This window comes from Actinacidiphila sp. bgisy167 (assembly GCF_057707665.1).
This window is the reverse complement of sequence record NZ_JBYIQP010000076.1, coordinates 1-18,196: the sequence shown is the minus strand read 5'-3', so window position 1 is coordinate 18,196 and position 18,196 is coordinate 1. Positions and strand designations below refer to the sequence as shown.

Here is an 18,196-nt window from a genome sequence, read left to right as displayed (position 1 = left end):
CTCTCGACCGGGGGAACGCATCCGATGGGCAAGGAGATCAGCGACGCGGACCTGATGGACGTCGCCGCCGACCCCGCGCAGGCCCGCCGCCTGCGCAAGGCGCTCAGGACACTCGCCGACACGCCGGATGCCGACGGCAGGCTCAAGGAGATGGCGCGGGAGGTGCTCTCCGGGCGCCTCGGCATGCGTGAGGCGCTGGGCTCGGGCGCCTACCTTGGCGCGATCGGCGACCGGGTGGCGGAACTGAAGCGCGCCGACGAGCGGTTGACGCCCGAGGAGCGGGCGGCGCGGGAGGAGCAGGCCCGGCGCTGGTTCGCGCAGCAGGCCGACCAGGAGGCCGGGGCGGACAGTGCGGACCGGGAGCGGGGAGCCGCCGCCCGGCGCGCCCTCCGGGACGCGCCGCCCCCCCTACCGCCCACCGTCCGCGCGCGACTGAGGTTCGGCGTCCGGGGACGGGCGCCCCCCACGAGCAGGCCATGGCCTCGAACGCGGCTTCGGCGGCGGGCACGGCCGGGCCGACCAGGGAACAGGTGGTCCGGCCGGGCGGCAGCACGGCCACGACCCGGCGCACGCCGAGGGCCACGGCCGCGTCGCGGCGGATCTCAGGCATGCCCCCGGACAGCGAGAACCCTGCCGCACCGGGTGCGCCGACGCAGCCGCGCCATCTCGTCCTCAGCTGACCGCGCCGTTCGTGCCGCCGGCAGCACCGGGAGCGGTGCGGGCCACCGCGTCCGACCGTGAGGCCGTACGGCGTGAGGCACGCCGGTCCACCGACCCGGGGGCCTGAGGCGGCCGGCGTTCCTCGCCGGGCTGCTCGGGCTCGCGCGGGGCGGACGACCGCGGGCGCGCACCGCGCGGGAAAGGCGTTCGCCGTGTCCGGCGCTTTGAACCTGTCGTCGCGCGGGGGAGTGGCGGTCCCGCAGATCGTGATCCGTGCCGTGCCGTGCCGTGCCGTGCCCGCGTCGCGGCGAGCGGAGAACACCGCACGTCACTTTCCGCATCCGCCGTTTCGTCCGGTGACCTCGCGTTTCCCCCACCGACCCAGGGAGGGTGTCTCCCGCGCCGCCACGCGCCACCTGGGGCGGGCCGACGGGCCCGCCCCAGGTGCCGCCTGGCGCACAAGATCAGCTCTCCGGCAGGAAGCCCGTCTGGATGAGCTGGCTGCCGCGGCGCCGCGTGATGAACTGCGCCCGGCCCGCGGGCAGCCTGGACGCCTTGACGTTGCCGAAGATCGGGCCCTCGCCCGGATCGCCGGACAGCAGCACACCGGTCGCGCCCAGCTCCTTCACGCGCGTCAGGAACGGCTCGAAGGACGACCGCGACGCGCCCGACGTGCTGCGCGACAGCACGATGCGCAGGCCCAGGTCGCGGGCGAAGGGCAGGTACTCCATCAGCACCTGCATCGGGTTGCCCATCGAGGTGGCGACCAAGTCGTAGTCGTCCACGAAGATCCAGGCGTCCGGCTCGCTGTACCAGCTGCGGTTGCGCAGCTGTTCGGGCGTGACGTCCGGACCGGGCATGCGCCGGCTCATGGAGCCGGCGAGCGACTCCATGACCTCCTGCAACTGCGGCCCGGAGGCGCAGTACTTGTACAGGTGGCTCTCCGGCACCTGCCCCAGCAGCGCCCGGCGGAAGTCGGCGACCACGAACAGCGCCTTGGCGGGCTCGTAGCGCTCGCTCACCTGCTTGGCGACGAGCCGCAGCAAGGAGGACTTTCCGGACTCGCTCTCGCCGTAGACCACGAACAGCGGGTCGGTCTCGAAGTCCACGAACACCGGCGCGAGGCTGAGCTCGTCCACACCGATCGCGACGCCCCGGTCGGAGAAGTCGCCGCCCCCGGGCAGTTCGCTCGCCGGAAGCATCGTCGGCAGCATCCGCACCTTCGGCGCGGTCGGGCCCTGCCAGTTGGCGTTGACCGAGGCCACGAACTGCGCCGTGCCCTCCGACAGGTCCTCCACCTCGGAGGAGGCGTCGACGCGGGGCAGCGCCGCCAGGTAGTCCAGCTTCTCGGGGGACAGACCGCGGCCCGGCTTGCCGACCGGCACGTTCTCGGCGCGCCTGCGGTCGAACTCGGACTCCATTGGATCGCCGAGGCGCAGCTCCAGGCGGCTGAGGATCTGGTCGCGCAACGCGGGGCGCATCTCGGTGTAGCGGGTGGCGGTGACGACCAGGTGGATGCCGAAGCCCAGACCGCGGGTGGCGATGTCGTTGATGACCGGGTCGAGCATCTCGTAGTCGGTCTTGAAAGTGCTCCAGCCGTCGATGACGAGGAACACGTCGCCCCACGGCTGGTCAGGGAAGTGCCCCGAGGCCCGGCGGGAGCGGAAGGTGCCCATCGAGTCCACAGCGTTGGCCCGGAAGAACTCCTCGCGGGCGTTCAGGATGCCGTGCACCTCGGCCACCGTGCGGCGCACCTTCTCCGCGTCCAGCCGCGAGGCGACCCCGCCGACGTGTGCCAGCTGCTCCAGGGCGAGCAGGCCGCCACCGCCGAAGTCCAGCGCGTAGAACTGCACTTCCCGCGGGGTGTGGGTGAGCGCGAAGGACGCGATGAGCGTGCGGACCAGCGTCGACTTGCCGGACTGCGGACCACCGACGACCAGCGTGTGACCGCCGGAGCTCGACAGGTCCGCGTACATCACGTCGCGGCGCTGCTCGAAGGGCTTGTCGACCAGCCCGACCGGCACCTGCAGCTTGCCGGTGGCGGTGTAGCCGTCCGCGTGCAGGCCCCGCTCGGCACTCACCGTCAGCGGCGGGAGGATCTGGTCGACGCTGAAGGGCTCGTCCAGCGGGGGCAGCCACACCTGGTGGGCCGGCGGGCCCTGGCCCTCGAGCCGGCCGACGATGACGTCGAGCACGGTGTCGGCGAGCGCGTCGTCCGTCTGCCCGGGGCGCTGCTGCGGCTCCGGCGCGGTGACGATGCGCACGGGCACCGGCGCGGCGGTGAACAGCACGGGCGAGCGGTCGATGCGCGCCCCGCTCGCCGTGCGGGTGCCCGGCGTCCGGTAGGTGCCCGACACATAGGCGGCCTTGAACTGCACCATCGTGTCGGTGCCGTACTTCAGGATGCCCGCGCCGGGGACGGCCGGCAGGTGGTAGGCGTCGGGCACACCGATCGCGGTGCGCGACTCGGCCGCGGAGAAGGTCCGCAGACCGATGCGGTACGACAGGAAGGTGTCCAGGCCGCGCAGCTTGCCCTCCTCCAGGCGCTGCGAGGCCAGCAACATGTGCACGCCCAGCGAACGGCCGATGCGGCCGATCTGGATGAACATCTCGATGAAGTCCGGCTTGGCCGCGAGCAGCTCGGAGAACTCGTCGATGATCAGGACGAGCGAGGGCAGCGGATCGAGCGCCGCGCCCGCCGCGCGGGCCTTCTCGTAGTCGGTGATGTTCGCGTAGTTGCCGGCCTGCCGCAGCAGCTCCTGGCGTCGGGTCAGCTCCCCGGTGATGGAGTCGCGCATGCGGTCCACCAGGGTCAGCTCGTCGGCCAGGTTGGTGATGACCGCCGACACGTGCGGCATCGTGCCCATGCCGGTGAAGGTCGCGCCGCCCTTGAAGTCGGCGAGCACGAAGTTGAGGGTCTCCGAGGAGTGGGTGACGGCCAGGCCCAGCACCAGCGTGCGCAGCAGCTCGGACTTGCCGGAACCGGTGGCGCCCACGCACAGGCCGTGCGGGCCCATGCCCTCCTGCGAGGCCTCCTTGATGTCGAGCATGACCGGCTCGCCGGTCTCGCCGAGGCCGATCGGCACCCGCAGCCGTTCATGGAGGGTCCGCGGCCGCCAGGTCCGCGCGACGTCCACCGACGCCGCGTCGCCGATCCCCATCAGGTCGGTGAAGTCCAGGTTCGCCAGCAGCGGTTCGTCCGCGTCCGCGGCGCCCAGCCGCAGCGGCGCGAGCTGCCGCGCCAGCGACTCGGCCTGCACCGGGGAGAGCACGTCGGGGACGCCGGTGAAGGCGCCCGCCCCGGCCTCCAGGTACAGCTGGTCGCGCCACACCTGGATGGACAGCGAGCCGCGCGCGTCGTCCAGCTCGCCCGGAACGACCTCCAGGATCGTGACGCCCTGCAGCCCCTCGGCGGAGGCGATCACCGAGTCCGCCGGCACGCCGCCGCCGTCCAGCACGATCACCACGTGCGGCTGGTCGAGCACCGCCTGGCCCTCGCGGTTGAAGCGCGGCCGGCCGTCCAGCTCGTCCGCCAGCAGCTCCTCGACCTCGCCCAGGTCGCCGCATATCAGACGCCGGGAGCCCGCGCCGTCGTGGTCCTTGTGCTGGGCGTGCGGCAGCCACTTGACCCAGTCCCACTCCGGCTGGGCGCCGGGGGCCGCCACGACGGCGACGACCAGGTCCTCCGGCGAGTGCAGGGAGGTCAGCTGGCCCACGATGGAGCGGGTGTGCCCGTAGACGGTGTCCGGGTCCCCGGAGATCGTCACGTGGTAGAAGGAGCGCAGCCCCACCGCCAGCGGCAGGTTGTCCAGGGAACCGTGCGCCGCGATGAACTGCTGCATCGAGTGCGCGGTCAGCGGCTCGAGTTCGTCCACCGGGGCGGTCTCGGGCGCCACCAGCGGCGTCGCCAGCTGCTGCGGGCCGAGGCCCACCCGTACCTGCGCGAAGTCCGGGTCGGTGGAGCGGCGTTCCCACACCCGTGAGCCCTCGGCGACCAGCGCCCACAGCTGTTCGGGCGCGGGATGCAGGTAGTACTGGGCGTCGCGCTGCCTGCGGGCGGTCCTGCGCACCGCGCGGCGCACCTGCGCCAGGTACTTCAGGTAGTCCCGGCGGGCCTCCGCCATCTGCCCCGACGGCCCCTTGCGGGCGCGCACGATCTGGGCCACCACCATCGCCACGGTGGAGCCCATCATGAGCACGCCCATGACCTTCATGAACCCGCCCGAGGTCCCGGACCCCGTGGGCAGGAAGAAGAACGCCGCCGACGAACCCATGCCGAGCATCGGCAGCAGGTTCATCAACAGGCCCTGGTCCTCGCCGCGCGGCAGTTCGGGCGGAGCTTCGAGCCGTACCTCCTCACTCGGCACCTCCGGCGGGTAAACCCGCGGCGGGCGCTTGATGACGACCACGCTCACCGATGCACCAGTCCTTCACGCGAATCGCAGTTCGGGCCGCCCCCCGTGGCGACGGTCCCCCGTTTGGCACGTCCCGGTCGCGCTCCGCCCCGAGTGGGGCGGCCACCGGACCACAGGCAGGTCGCGATCCTACTGGGCATGACACTTCGAGGGCACTGATACGACTGGTCGACAGGGGACTTGGGGTACCCGGTAGGGTGACGGATCGCGAAGCGCGGAACGGGGGTCCGACCCTGGACGGCCCGCGTGGACCCCGCTCCAACCCACCCATCACCGGACGAGGGGGACACTCCAGGTGAGCACGGTCTCAGCGACGGGATTCTGCAGAGTCACGGTGGCGGCGCCGAACAGCAGGATCGATGTGGCACTCCCGGAGGACGTGCCGCTCTCCGACATCCATCCGGAGATCCTGCGCCTGTCCGGCCAGACGCCCGACGAAGCCGCCCCCACCGGCTACAACTTGGTCCGCCGTGACGGGCGCGTCCTCGACGGCACCCTGTCCCTGGCCGAACAGCGCGTCCACGACGGCGAACTGCTGCTGCTGCGGCCCTTCGCGGACTCGCTGCCGCCCGCCGTCTTCGACGACGTGGTCGACGCCGTGGCCGCGGCGGTCGAGACCGACCGCCGCGGCTGGAACGACCGCTTCATGCGCGGCGTCGGCCTGACGGCGGGCGTCCTGCTGCTCGTCCTCATGGCCTTCGTGCTCTGGTTCTCCGAACCGGCCAGGCACGACATGCACGGCTTGCCCGGCATCCTCGCCGGCGCCGCCGGCCTGGTGCTGGTGGCCCTCGCCGCGGTCCGCGCCCGCGTGTACGACGACCGCCACTCCGCCGTCGCACTCGGCCTCGCCTCCCTGCCGCTGCTGCTCGTCGCCGGCTCCGGGATCATGAGCGTCGGCAGCGATGAGGGACCCGGCCGGCTGCACTTCCTCATCGGCTGCGTCGTCGTGCTCGTCGCCGCCGTGCTGCTCGTGCTGATGCTGCCGCAGGGGGACGCGCCGTTCGTCGCGGCAGCCTTCACCGCCGGCGTCGGCACCGTGGCCACCTTCCTGGCGATCCTCACCGACGCCGCGCCGCGCGAGGCCGCCGCCGTCACCGCCGTCGTCATGGTCGCCGTCATCGGCTTCCTGCCCGGCTGGTCCGCCCGCTTCGCCCGGCTGCCCATCGGCTTCCGTTCGCCCGACCAGGTCCAGGCCCGGCACCGCGGCGACGGCGACCGGCGGGGCGAGGAGGAGCCGGTCGACTTCGACCGGATCACCGGCCAGGCCCGCCGCGGCCACGAACTGCTGCTCGGCCTGGTCGGCGGCTGCGCCGCCGCGATCGTCGGCAGCGCCGGCGTCGTGCTCGGCTTCTCCGACAGCTCCTGGGCGCAGCTGCTCGCCCTCGTCACGGGCCTCGCGACGCTCATGCGCGCCCGCCTGTTCCGCTACACCTCGCAGGTCGTGACGCTGATGGTCGCCGGTGTGCTGACCTCCGGGCTGCTGGTCATCGGCCTCTCCCTCAACCTGCCGGCCGACGTCCTCACCGACCTGCTGCGCGGCAACCACTCCTCGCTCGACATCCGCACCGTATGGCTGTCGGCCGCGGTCGCCTTGGGCGCCGCCCTCCTGGTGGCGATCGCCCTCATCGTCCCGAGCAAGGGCGTCACCCCCTTCTGGGGCCGGATGCTCGACCTCGCCGAGGCGACGGTGCTGCTCTCCCTCATCCCGCTCGCCCTCGCGGTCCTCGACCTGTACGCCGAGGCCCGCGGGATGACCAGCGGCTGACCGGGCAGACGCACGGCGGCCCACGCCGGCGGCCACCCCGCCGCACCCCGCCCCTCGGCGGGCCAGGAGGGCCGCAGTACCGGCCACCCCGGCCCCGGACATCGCACCGGGCCCGGGGTGGTACTCTGTGTGACCGACGTGTCCGCCCATCCGCGGCACGTCCTGCCCTCCGGGTCATCGAAGCTTCTCCTGTGACGCAGACCAGGGGCGCTCGGAGGCACGAACCACAAGGAGACCGTATGTCGCTCGACGTCGCGACGAAGAAGCAGATCATCGCCGAGTTCGGCACCAAGGAGGGCGACACCGGCTCCCCCGAGGTCCAGGTCGCGCTGCTCTCGCGCCGCATCTCGGACCTGACCGAGCACCTCAAGACCCACAAGCACGACCACCACTCGCGCCGTGGTCTGCTGATCCTGGTCGGTCAGCGCCGCCGCCTGCTGCAGTACCTGGCCAAGAAGGACATCCAGCGCTTCCGTGCGCTGGTCGACCGCCTCGGCATCCGCCGCGGTGCGGCCGGCGCCCGCTGAGACGCCGTGAGGGGAGCGGTTCCCAGCCGGGAGCCGCTCCCTTTGCGTACCCGCGCAACCGCGCTGGGCGCGAGAGCGACGCCGGGACTTTGTACTCTGGTCCCATACACAACGCCATAGAGCATGAGGAGGGCGCGTCCTCCTAGCGCCACCAGAGCCGGTCCTCGGTAGTGGCCACCCGGGCAGCACGTACGTCCCGGTGGCTTCGATCGAAGACCGGCCCGGCGGGACGCCCCTCCACCGACGGCCCCCGGGAAGACGCCCGGAGGCACGAAAGAGGAGAATTCCCATAGTGGAGAACGAGACCCACTACGCCGAAGCCGTGATCGACAACGGCAGCTTCGGCACCCGTACGATCCGCTTCGAGACGGGCCGGCTGGCTCGTCAGGCCGCCGGCTCGGCCGTGGCCTACCTGGACGACGACACCATGGTGCTGTCGGCCACCACCGCCTCGAAGCACCCGAAGGACCAGCTCGACTTCTTCCCGCTGACGGTGGACGTCGAGGAGCGCATGTACGCGGCCGGGCGGATCCCCGGCTCCTTCTTCCGCCGTGAGGGCCGCCCCTCCGAGGACGCGATCCTCACCTGCCGCCTCATCGACCGCCCGCTGCGCCCGTCCTTCAAGAAGGGCCTGCGCAACGAGATCCAGGTCGTGGCGACGGTCATGGCGCTCAACCCCGACCACCTCTACGACGTGGTCGCCATCAACGCCGCCTCCTGCTCCACGCAGCTCGCCGGCCTGCCCTTCTCCGGCCCGATCGGCGGCGTCCGCGTCGCGCTGATCCGCGGCCAGTGGGTCGCCTTCCCGACCCACACCGAGCTGGAGGAAGCCGTCTTCGACATGGTCGTGGCCGGCCGCACCCTCGAGGACGGCGACGTCGCGATCATGATGGTCGAGGCCGAGGCCACCGACAAGACGATCAAGCTCGTCGAGGGCGGCGCCGAGGCGCCGACCGAGGAGGTCGTCGCCGCGGGTCTCGAGGCGTCCAAGCCCTTCATCAAGGTGCTGTGCAAGGCGCAGGCCGACCTCGCCGCCAAGGCCGCCAAGGAGACCGCCGAATTCCCGATCTTCCTGGACTACCAGGACGACGTGTTCGAGGCGCTCGAGGCCGCCGTGGCCGATGAGCTCAAGCAGGCGCTGACCATCGCCGGCAAGCAGGCCCGCGAGGCCGAGCTGGACCGGGTGAAGGCGCTCGCCGCCGAGAAGCTGCTCCCGCAGTTCGAGGGCCGTGAGAAGGAGATCTCCGCGGCCTACCGCTCGCTGACCAAGAAGCTGGTGCGCGAGCGCGTCATCAAGGACAAGGTCCGCATCGACGGCCGCGGTGTCACCGACATCCGCACCCTGGCCGCCGAGGTCGAGGCGATCCCGCGGGTGCACGGCTCGGCGCTCTTCGAGCGCGGCGAGACCCAGATCCTGGGCGTCACCACGCTGAACATGCTGCGCATGGAGCAGCAGCTTGACACGCTCTCGCCCGAGACGCGCAAGCGCTACATGCACAACTACAACTTCCCGCCGTACTCCACCGGCGAGACCGGCCGCGTCGGCTCCCCGAAGCGCCGCGAGATCGGCCACGGCGCGCTGGCCGAGCGGGCGCTCATCCCGGTCCTGCCGGCCCGCGAGGAGTTCCCCTACGCCATCCGCCAGGTCTCCGAGGCGCTGGGCTCCAACGGCTCCACCTCCATGGGGTCGGTCTGCGCCTCCACCATGTCGCTGCTGAACGCCGGTGTGCCGCTGAAGGCCCCCGTCGCCGGCATCGCCATGGGCCTGATCTCCCAGGAGATCGACGGCGAGACGCACTACGTCACCCTCACCGACATCCTCGGTGCGGAGGACGCCTTCGGCGACATGGACTTCAAGGTCGCCGGCACCAAGCAGTTCGTCACCGCGCTGCAGCTGGACACCAAGCTCGACGGCATCCCGGCGTCGGTCCTGGCCGCCGCCCTCAAGCAGGCCCGCGACGCCCGTCTGCACATCCTCGACGTGATGATGGAGGCGATCGACACTCCGGACGAGATGTCGCCGAACGCCCCGCGCATCATCACCGTCAAGATCCCGGTGGACAAGATCGGCGAGGTCATCGGCCCCAAGGGGAAGATGATCAACCAGATCCAGGAGGACACCGGCGCCGAGATCACCATCGAGGACGACGGCACCATCTACATCGGTGCCGCCGACGGCCCGTCCGCCGAGGCCGCCCGCGCCACCATCAACGGCATCGCCAACCCGACGATGCCCGAGGTCGGCGAGCGCTACCTGGGCACGGTCGTGAAGACCACCACCTTCGGCGCCTTCGTCTCGCTGCTCCCGGGCAAGGACGGCCTGCTGCACATCTCGCAGATCCGCAAGCTGGCCGGCGGCAAGCGCGTCGAGAACGTCGAGGACGTCCTCGCCGTGGGCGCCAAGGTCCAGGTCGAGATCGCCGAGATCGACCAGCGCGGCAAGCTGTCGCTGATCCCGGTCATCGAGGGCGAAGAGGCCGCGGCCGACGACAAGGCCGAGGACGCGTCCGAGAAGTGACCACCCGCTCCACTCGTGTGACGGCCCGCCCCACCACCAAGGGGCGGGCCGTCCGCACGCAGACCCTGCTTCCCGGCACCGACGGCATCGGCACGGTGCGGCGCAGCGTGCTCCCCGGAGGACTGCGCGTCGTCACCGAGACCCTGCCGACGGTGCGCTCCGCGACCTTCGGCATCTGGGTCGGTGTGGGCTCACGCGACGAGACCCCGGCCCTGAACGGCGCCACCCACTACCTGGAGCACCTGCTCTTCAAGGGCACGGCGCGGCGCAGCGCGCTGGACATCTCCGCGGCGATCGACGCCGTCGGCGGCGAGATGAACGCCTTCACGGCCAAGGAGTACACGTGCTACTACGCGCGTGTCCTCGACACCGACCTGCCGCTGGCCATCGACGTCGTCAGCGACATGCTGACCGGCTCCCTGATCCGCCAGGAGGACATCGACGCCGAACGCGGCGTCGTCCTGGAGGAGATCGCGATGACCGAGGACGACCCCGGCGACCAGGTCCACGACCTGTTCGCCACCGCCATGCTGGGCGACTCCCCGCTGGGGCGGCCCGTCCTCGGCACCGTCGACACCATCAACGCCCTCACCCGCGACCAGGTCGCCCGCTTCTACCGGAGGCACTACGACCCGACGCGGCTGGTCGTCGCCGCCGCGGGCAACATCGACCACGCCACCGTCGTCCGCCAGGTCCGCAGGGCGTTCGAGAACGCGGGAGCGCTCCGCGACGCGGACGCCGTGCCCCGCCCACCGCGCGGCGGCGCCCGCACCCTGCGCGGTCAGGGCCGGGTGGAACTGCTGGAGCGCCGCACCGAGCAGGCCCACGTCGTACTCGGCATGCCCGGGCTGTCCCGGCACGACGACCGGCGCTGGGCCCTGGGCGTGCTCAACACCGCGCTGGGCGGCGGAATGAGCTCCCGGCTGTTCCAGGAGGTCCGCGAGAAGCGCGGTCTCGCCTACAGCGTCTACTCCTACACCTCGTCCTTCGCGGACTGCGGCCTGTTCGGCGTGTACGCCGGCTGCCAGCCGCGCCGCGTCCACGAGGTCCTGCAGATCTGCCGCGAGGAGTTGGACCAGGTCGCGGAGCACGGGCTGAGCGACGAGGAACTGCACCGTGCCATCGGCCAGTTCTCCGGATCGACCGTGCTCAGCCTCGAGGACACGGGCGCGCTCATGAACCGGATCGGCAAGAGCGAGCTGTGCTGGGGCGAGCAGATGTCGGTGGACGGCACCCTGGAGAGGATCGCCGCGGTCACGCCCGACGAGGTGCGCGCCGTCGCCCGTGACGTCCTGGGGCAGCGTCCCTCACTGGCCGTCATAGGCCCGCTGAAGGACCGCCAGGCAGCCCGCCTGCACGATTCCGTCGCCTGAGCCGCGGGTCCCGGGTCCGGGACCCGCGGCCCGCGCCGTACCGACCGACCCTCTCGAACGTCTGGACCGGAGGACTGGAACGATGAGCAAGATCCGCGTTGGTGTGATCGGGGCCCGCGGCCGCATGGGCGCCGAGGCGGTCAAGGCCGTCGAGGCCGCGGACGACCTGGAGCTGGTGGCGGCGGTCGGCCGCGAGGACAAGCTGGAGACCCTCGCCGAGAACGGGGCCCAGGTCGCGGTCGAGCTGACCACCCCGGGTTCGGTGATGGGCAACCTCGACTTCTGCCTGCGGCACGGTATCCACGCCGTCGTCGGCACCACCGGCTGGACCGACGAGCGCCTGGACACGCTGCGCGGCTGGCTCGGCGCCGCGCCCGGCATCGGTGTGCTCATCGCGCCGAACTTCGGCATCGGCGCCGTCCTGGCCATGCGCTTCGCGCGCCAGGCGGCCCGCTTCTTCGAGTCCGCGGAGATCGTCGAGCTCCACCACCCGGACAAGGTCGACGCGCCCAGCGGCACCGCCGTCCGCACCGCGCAGCTCATCGCCGGCGCCCGCCGCGAGGCCGGTCTCGGCGACCAGCCGGACGCCACCGCCACCGCCCTGGACGGGGCGCGCGGCGCCGACGTCGAGGGCGTTCCCGTGCACGCGGTGCGGCTGCGCGGGCTCGTCGCCCATCAGGAGGTCCTCTTCGGCGACGCGGGAGAGGTCCTGACCATCCGTCACGACTCCATGAACCGCGGCTCCTTCATGCCGGGCGTGCTGCTCGGCGTGCGCAGGGTCGCCTCCACGCCGGGGCTCACCTTCGGTCTGGAGCACTTCATGGACCTCGACTGACCGACCGAGAGACACCGACTGAGAGCCGGGCCCGCCCACCATGCGCGCAAAGATCACTTATTTCGTACTCGCGGCCGTGCTGGTCGTCTACTTCGTCCTGGCAGGCGCCCGAGGTGTCTGGCTGATCCAGGACGGCCGCCCGGTCACGGTGGTCCTCGGCGCGGCCGTCCTCGTGCTGCCGCTGGTCGGCGTCTGGTTCCTGGTCCGCACGACGCAGTTCGCGCGCAACGCGGACCGGCTGGCCCGGGAACTGGAGGCCGAGGGCGGACTGCCGGAGGACGAGCTGGTGCGCACCCCGAGCGGGCGCGTCGACCGGGCTTCCGCCGACGCCGTCTTCGCCAAGCGCAAGGCCGAGACGGAGGCCGCGCCGGAGGACTGGCGGACCTGGTTCCGGCTCGCCGTCGCCTACCACGACGCCCGTGACACCCCGCGAGCCCGCAAGGCCATGCAGCGGGCGATCACCCTGCGCGGAAAGGCGCCGCGGGCCTCCTCCTGAGGCGACGACGGTACGGCGGCGGTCCCGCACGGGCGGCGTCCCGGAACGGCTGAGGGAGCCCGGACGGGGTGACGACGGTCGTGGGCGCCCCCACGGCGGCGCCGGCGGCGGGCCGGGCCGTTCGGCCGCCGGCAGGGGTGTACAGCCCCGCGGCCGCCCACCACGCCGGCTCCCCGCGCAGACCGGGGCGGGGCCCCAGCGGCTCCCGCCGGCCAGGACGAAGGCGATCGCCGCGACCGGCTGACGGGATCCGCGAAGGCCGGCGGGCCTAGCGGGCCGAGGCCCTGGCGGCCCGGCTCTCTATGGCGTCGGCGGCCTGGTCGAAGGCTTCCGTACGACCCAGGAAGTCCGCGTTGTGGTCGGTCAGCAGCGGCCGCAGCAGTACGCCGTCCGCCCGGGTGACGACCAGGGCCTGGCCCTGCACGGTCCGGGGCAGGCCCAGCCACTTCACCGGCTGCTGGGCCGTACGGACGGAACCGACGCGGTTCCATGGCAGCGTGGTGGTGTACAGCAGCCCCACCTGCCGCAGGCCCCGAGGGCTCACCCACAGGCCCACGCGCAGCAGGCGCAGGGTGCAGCCGACCGCCAGGACGGCGGCGGCCACCGTCGTCACCACCCCGGACCCGTTGCCCGCGAACCCCATGATCACTGCGGCGATGAGCAGGTAGGAGGCGAGCATCAGCAGCATCGCCGCCGCGGAGACCCGCCAGGGTCCCGGGCGGTAGGGGCGGACCCACCCGTCTTTGACCTGGTGCGGAAGGGCGGCGTCCGCGGCGTACTCGTCGTGGCCGCTGTCGGCGGCGAGGAAGGGCAAAGACACATCGGTGAGGCTAGCGGGCCCGGTCGGGACCGGCCAGCAGTGGTCCGCCGGTCGTCTGCCTTGCTCCGCTTTGCGGGGAGTGGGGTCCATGTCGGCGGGTGTCGGGTGATGTGCAGCCGGCGCATAGGCTGGGCGGCGCCCCAAGCTCCGTGAGGAAGGACGCCCGGTGACCGACACCCACGCCGACGATTCCGTGCAGTTCCGCGACGACGTGACCGTCGAGCTCGTCAAGCACAGCGCCGCCGACTCCGACGTCCTGTGGGCCGCCCGGGTCTCGACGGCCGGCGAGCAGTCGCTGGCGGAGCTGACCAAGGACCCGGAGCGCTCCAAGGGCCTGATCAACTTCCTCATGCGGGACCGCCACGGCAGCCCCTTCGAGCACAACTCGATGACCTTCTACATCAGCGCCCCGATCTTCGTCTTCCGCGAGTTCATGCGCCACCGGGTCGGCTGGTGCCTCGCGGGCGACACGGAGATCACGCTGGTGAGCGAGGCGGGCAGTATCCGCCACCGTTCGATCGAGGAACTGCACCGCCTCTGGCACGCCGGCGTGGAGGACCAGCTGCCCGCATCCGCGGGCGGTGTGACGTGGCACGCGCAGGCGGGCAAGTGGATGGCGGGGGTACAGCGCGGCGACACCAGCCACTATCTCGGGCTCCACGAGAGCCGTGAGGCCGCCGACAGCGCCGTGGCCGAGTTCCGCGAGCAGCACCCGAGCACGCGTCTGCGGGCACTGGAGTCCGTCCGCCGCAGTCACGTGCGCTGCCACGACGAGGAGACGCTCCTCCCGCAGCGCGCCCGCATCGTCGACGTGATCGAGTCCGGGGTCAAGCAGCTCATCCGGATCACCACGGCGTCCGGACGCGTCCTGCGGTGTTCCGTGGACCATGCGATCCTCACCCCCGAGGGGTGGGCGAAAGCCGGGGAACTGGCGGCCGGGGACGCCGTCATGGCCACCGGGGCCGCCTCGAGCCCCGCGCAGGCGCCCGTGCCGGTGCCGGTGCCGGTGCCGCCGAGCCTGAGTCGCGGCATCGGTGTGTGGACGGCCATGCACCGTGAGCAGCTGATCAAGGAGACGGACACCTGCTACCTGTGCGCGCGGTCCCTCCCGCGGGAGTCGCTCGCCCTGGACCACCGTGTCCCCGTCGCCGCCGATCTCGGGCTCGCCCTCGACCCGGGCAATCTGGCTCCCGTCTGCGAGGACTGCCACACCCGCAAGAGCGGCGAGGAGCAGGCGGCCGCGAGGCGCGCCGGCGAGGCCTCGGCGGCGGTGCCCGACCGCATCGTCGAGATCGTCCAGGACGGCGAGGAGATGACCTACGACCTGTCCGTCGAGGGTCCGTGGCACAACTTCCTCGCGGGCGGCATCGTGGTGCACAACTCGTACAACGAGGAGTCCGGCCGCTACCGGGAGCTCCAGCCCGTCTTCTACGTCCCGGGCGAGGCTCGGAAACTCGTCCAGCAAGGCCGCCCCGGGAAGTACGAGTTCGTCCACGGGTCGCCCGAGCAGCACCAGGCCGTGACGGAGGCCATGGAGGCCTCCTACCGGCAGTCCTACGAGGCGTACCAGAAGATGCTGGCGGCAGGCGTCGCCCGCGAGGTCGCCCGGGCCACGCTGCCCGTCGGCCTGTTCTCCTCGATGTACGCCACCTGCAACGCCCGCTCGCTGATGCACTTCCTCGGTCTGCGCACCCAGCACGAGCTCGCCAAGGTCCCGTCCTTCCCGCAGCGCGAGATCGAGATGGTCGGGGAGCGGATGGAAGCCGAATGGGCCAAGCTCATGCCGCTCACCCACGCCGCCTTCAACGCCAACGGCCGGATCGCTCCGTAGCAGGTCACCACTCATCCGGAATCTTCCGATTGCCGGGTTTAGTGCAATTCGTCTAGTCTGCAGAAACGGATTCCGGTGCTGCTTGAACCCCCGAGCAGGCAGCGCCGGAGTCCTCATCGCAGGTCCCGAGGGGATGTCCCGGCACCGGCACCGAGTAGCGTTGGACTCATGGCTCCGACCTCCACCCCGCAGACCCCCTTCGGGCGGGTCCTGACCGCAATGGTCACGCCGTTCACCGCGGACGGCGCCCTCGACCTCGACGGCGCGCAGCGGCTCGCCGCCCACCTCGTCGACGCCGGCAACGACGGCCTGGTCGTCAACGGCACGACCGGTGAGTCGCCGACCACCAGCGACGTGGAGAAAGAGCAACTCGTCCGGGCCGTGCTGGAGGCGGTCGGCGGCCGCGCCTTCGTCGTCGCGGGCGTGGGCACCAACGACACCCGCCACACCGTCGAGCTGGCCCGTCAGGCGGAGCGCGCGGGTGCCCACGGGCTGCTCGCGGTGACGCCGTACTACAACAAGCCCCCTCAGGAGGGCCTGTACCGGCACTTCACCGCCGTCGCGGACGCCACCGGCCTGCCCGTCATGCTCTACGACATCCCCGGCCGCAGCGGCGTCCCCATCGAGACCGAGACCCTCGTACGGCTCGCCGAGCACCCCCGCATCGTCGCCAACAAGGACGCCAAGGGCGATCTCGGGGCGGCGAGCTGGGCCATCAGCCGCAGCGGACTCGCCTGGTACTCCGGCGACGACATGCTCAACCTGCCGCTGCTGTCCGTAGGCGCCGTCGGCTTCGTCTCCGTCGTGGGACATCTGGTCAGCCCGGAGCTCCGGGCGCTCCTCGAGGCCTACCTCGCCGGTGACGTCCACAAGGCGGCGGAGATCCACCAGAAGCTGCTCCCGGTCTTCACCGGGGTCTTCCGCACCCAGGGCGTGATCACCACCAAGGCAGCCCTGGCCCTGCAGGGCCTGCCCGCCGGCCCGCTCCGGCTTCCGCTCGTGGAACTCGGCGACGCCGCGACCGCCCGACTGAAGCAGGATCTCGCCGCCGGCGGGGTACAGCTGTGACCACAGACTTAAGAACTGAATACCGCTCCATGAGGACAACGCAACAGAAAGCACGCTGTCGTGCGCGCACGGTGTCCCCGGGCCATCGCCCGGGGTCCGTGGCGTGCGTGGTGAGGAGATATTTTGAGCCATCCGCACCCTGAGCTCGGCCCGCCCCCCGCGCTCCCCGCAGGGGGTCTGCGCATCACCCCGCTCGGCGGCCTCGGAGAGATCGGCCGCAACATGACGGTCTTCGAGTACGGAGGCCGACTGCTGATCGTCGACTGCGGGGTGCTCTTCCCCGAGGAGGAACAGCCCGGAGTCGACCTGATCCTGCCGGACTTCACCTCCCTCCGGGACCGCCTGGACGACATCGTCGGCATCGTGCTCACGCACGGCCACGAGGACCACATCGGCGCCGTCCCGTTCCTCCTGCGGGAGAAGGAGGACATCCCGCTGATCGGCTCGAAGCTGACCCTGGCCCTGATCGAGGCCAAGCTCGCCGAGCACCGCATCCGCCCCTACACCCTCGAGGTCGCCGAGGGGCAGCGCGAGCGCATCGGGCCGTTCGACTGCGAGTTCGTCGCGGTCAACCACTCCATCCCGGACGCTCTCGCGGTCGCCATCCGCACCCCGGCCGGCACGGTCGTGCACACCGGCGACTTCAAGATGGACCAGCTGCCCCTCGACGGCCGGCTCACCGACCTGCACGCCTTCGCGCGGCTGTCGCAGGAGGGCATCGACCTGCTGCTCGCGGACTCCACCAACGCGGAGGTCCCCGGCTTCATCCCGCACGAGCGGGACATCCTGCCGGTGCTGCGCGATGTCTTCGCCAAGGCCGACAAGCGCATCATCGTGGCCAGTTTCGCCAGCCACGTGCACCGCATCCAGCAGGTCCTGGACGCCGCCCACGAACGCGGACGCAAGGTCGCCCTGGTCGGGCGCTCCATGGTCCGCAACATGGGGATCGCCCGCGACCTCGGCTACCTCCGGGTCCCGGCGGGCCTGATCGTCGACGTCAAGACGCTCGACGACCTCCCCGACGAGAAGGTCGTCCTGGTCTGCACCGGCTCCCAGGGCGAGCCGATGGCGGCGCTGTCCCGAATGGCCAACCGGGACCACCAGATCCGCATCGTCGAGGGCGACACCGTCGTCCTCGCCTCGTCTCTCATCCCGGGCAACGAGACCGCGGTCTACAGGGTGATCAACGGCCTCACCCGCTGGGGAGCCAAGGTCGTGCACAAGGGCAACGCCAAGGTGCACGTCTCCGGCCACGCCTCCGCCGGCGAGCTGCTGTACTTCTACAACATCTGCAGGCCCCGCAACCTCATGCCGGTGCACGGCGAGTGGCGCCACCTGCGCGCCAACGCGGCTCTCGGGCAGGCCACCGGCATCCCGAAGGAGCGCTGCGTCCTCGCCGAGGACGGCGTGGTCGTCGACCTCGTCGACGGCGTCGCCAAGGTCACCGGCAAGGTGCAGGCGGGCTATGTGTACGTGGACGGCCTCTCGGTCGGCGACGTGACCGAGACCTCCCTCAAGGACCGCCGCATCCTCGGCGAGGAGGGCATCGTCTCGGTGTTCGTTGTCGTCGACAGCACGACCGGCAAGGTCGTGGGCGGCCCGTACGTCCAGGCGCGAGGGTCCGGGATCGACGACGAGGCCTTCAACGCCGTACTCCCCAAGATCGAGGAATCGCTTGCCCGCGCCGCCTCCGACGGCGTCGCCGAAGTTCGGCAGCTGCAGCAGCTCATCCGGCGTGCGATCGGCAAGTGGGTCTCCGACAACTACCGCCGCCGCCCCATGATCCTTCCCGTGGTCGTGGAGGTCTGACGCGCCAACAGGAGCGGGGCGCCCTCGATTTGCATCGGGGTGCCCCGCTCCAGTACGTTGGCACAACCCCCGCGACGAG

The 18,196-nt window shown here is 71.6% G+C and carries 10 protein-coding genes and 3 pseudogenes; 11 read left to right on the top strand and 2 right to left on the bottom strand.

What is annotated here, in order from left to right:
* Window positions 1–1,124 precede the first annotated feature (1,124 nt).
* Window positions 1,125–5,075 carry a type VII secretion protein EccCa gene (gene eccCa / locus AC3ET4_RS24310; protein ID WP_431952861.1) on the bottom strand — a complete coding sequence of 1,317 codons (3,951 nt, stop codon included), beginning with the start codon at window positions 5,073–5,075 and terminating at the stop codon, window positions 1,125–1,127.
* A gap of 295 nt (window positions 5,076–5,370) precedes the next feature.
* Here eccCa and eccD point away from each other — a divergent pair, with 295 nt between their 5' ends.
* From eccD to AC3ET4_RS24280, 6 genes are all read left to right on the top strand, one after another.
* Window positions 5,371–6,840 (top strand): type VII secretion integral membrane protein EccD, encoded by a 1,470-nt coding sequence (gene eccD, locus AC3ET4_RS24305; RefSeq protein ID WP_431952859.1) that lies wholly within the window; start codon window positions 5,371–5,373, stop codon window positions 6,838–6,840.
* Between the two features lie 239 nt (window positions 6,841–7,079).
* Window positions 7,080–7,367, top strand: a complete 288-nt coding sequence (gene rpsO, locus AC3ET4_RS24300) for a 30S ribosomal protein S15 (RefSeq protein WP_018562610.1) — start codon at window positions 7,080–7,082, stop codon at window positions 7,365–7,367.
* 292 nt (window positions 7,368–7,659) lie between these two features.
* Window positions 7,660–9,885: a polyribonucleotide nucleotidyltransferase gene (locus tag AC3ET4_RS24295; protein WP_431952856.1), complete on the top strand. Its 2,226-nt coding sequence runs from the start codon at window positions 7,660–7,662 to the stop codon at window positions 9,883–9,885.
* Window positions 9,882–11,258: a M16 family metallopeptidase gene (locus tag AC3ET4_RS24290; protein WP_431952854.1), complete on the top strand. Its 1,377-nt coding sequence runs from the start codon at window positions 9,882–9,884 to the stop codon at window positions 11,256–11,258. Before AC3ET4_RS24295 ends, AC3ET4_RS24290 begins: the two co-directional genes overlap by 4 nt.
* Before the next feature lie 82 nt (window positions 11,259–11,340).
* Window positions 11,341–12,093 carry a 4-hydroxy-tetrahydrodipicolinate reductase gene (gene dapB / locus AC3ET4_RS24285; protein WP_431952852.1) on the top strand — a complete coding sequence of 251 codons (753 nt, stop codon included), beginning with the start codon at window positions 11,341–11,343 and terminating at the stop codon, window positions 12,091–12,093.
* Between the two features lie 40 nt (window positions 12,094–12,133).
* A complete protein-coding gene (locus tag AC3ET4_RS24280) occupies window positions 12,134–12,589 on the top strand; it encodes a tetratricopeptide repeat protein (protein WP_431952850.1) in 456 nt (151 codons plus the stop codon).
* A gap of 268 nt (window positions 12,590–12,857) precedes the next feature.
* Here AC3ET4_RS24280 and AC3ET4_RS24275 read toward each other — a convergent pair whose 3' ends face one another.
* Complete coding sequence (locus AC3ET4_RS24275) at window positions 12,858–13,409, bottom strand: hypothetical protein (protein WP_431952848.1); 552 nt, start codon at window positions 13,407–13,409, stop codon at window positions 12,858–12,860.
* A 166-nt stretch (window positions 13,410–13,575) separates the two neighbouring features.
* On the opposite strand from AC3ET4_RS24275, the pseudogene AC3ET4_RS24270 reads away from it, so the two are divergent.
* The 5 genes and pseudogenes from AC3ET4_RS24270 to AC3ET4_RS24250 form a co-directional block, all read left to right on the top strand.
* Window positions 13,576–13,863: pseudogene (locus tag AC3ET4_RS24270) on the top strand (FAD-dependent thymidylate synthase); the annotation flags it as partial.
* Window positions 13,843–14,787, top strand: a pseudogene (locus AC3ET4_RS24265) (HNH endonuclease); the annotation flags it as partial. The pseudogenes AC3ET4_RS24270 and AC3ET4_RS24265, both read left to right, overlap by 21 nt.
* 3 nt (window positions 14,788–14,790) lie before the next feature.
* A pseudogene (thyX, locus tag AC3ET4_RS24260) lies at window positions 14,791–15,240 on the top strand (FAD-dependent thymidylate synthase); the annotation flags it as partial.
* 168 nt (window positions 15,241–15,408) lie between these two features.
* Window positions 15,409–16,308 carry a 4-hydroxy-tetrahydrodipicolinate synthase gene (dapA, locus tag AC3ET4_RS24255; protein WP_431952846.1) on the top strand — a complete coding sequence of 300 codons (900 nt, stop codon included), beginning with the start codon at window positions 15,409–15,411 and terminating at the stop codon, window positions 16,306–16,308.
* Between the two features lie 123 nt (window positions 16,309–16,431).
* Entirely contained in the window at window positions 16,432–18,117 is a 1,686-nt protein-coding gene (locus AC3ET4_RS24250; protein WP_431952844.1) for a ribonuclease J, read from the top strand.
* The last annotated feature ends 79 nt before the right edge of the window (window positions 18,118–18,196 follow it).

Excerpts from the sequence above, each read along its gene's own strand:
- rpsO (WP_018562610.1), top strand. The coding sequence starts at position 7,080 with ATGTCGCTCGACGTCGCGACGAAGAAGCAGATCATCGCCGAGTTCGGC.
- dapB (WP_431952852.1), top strand. The coding sequence starts at position 11,341 with ATGAGCAAGATCCGCGTTGGTGTGATCGGGGCCCGCGGCCGCATGGGC.
- AC3ET4_RS24280 (WP_431952850.1), top strand. The coding sequence starts at position 12,134 with ATGCGCGCAAAGATCACTTATTTCGTACTCGCGGCCGTGCTGGTCGTC.
- dapA (WP_431952846.1), top strand. The coding sequence starts at position 15,409 with ATGGCTCCGACCTCCACCCCGCAGACCCCCTTCGGGCGGGTCCTGACC.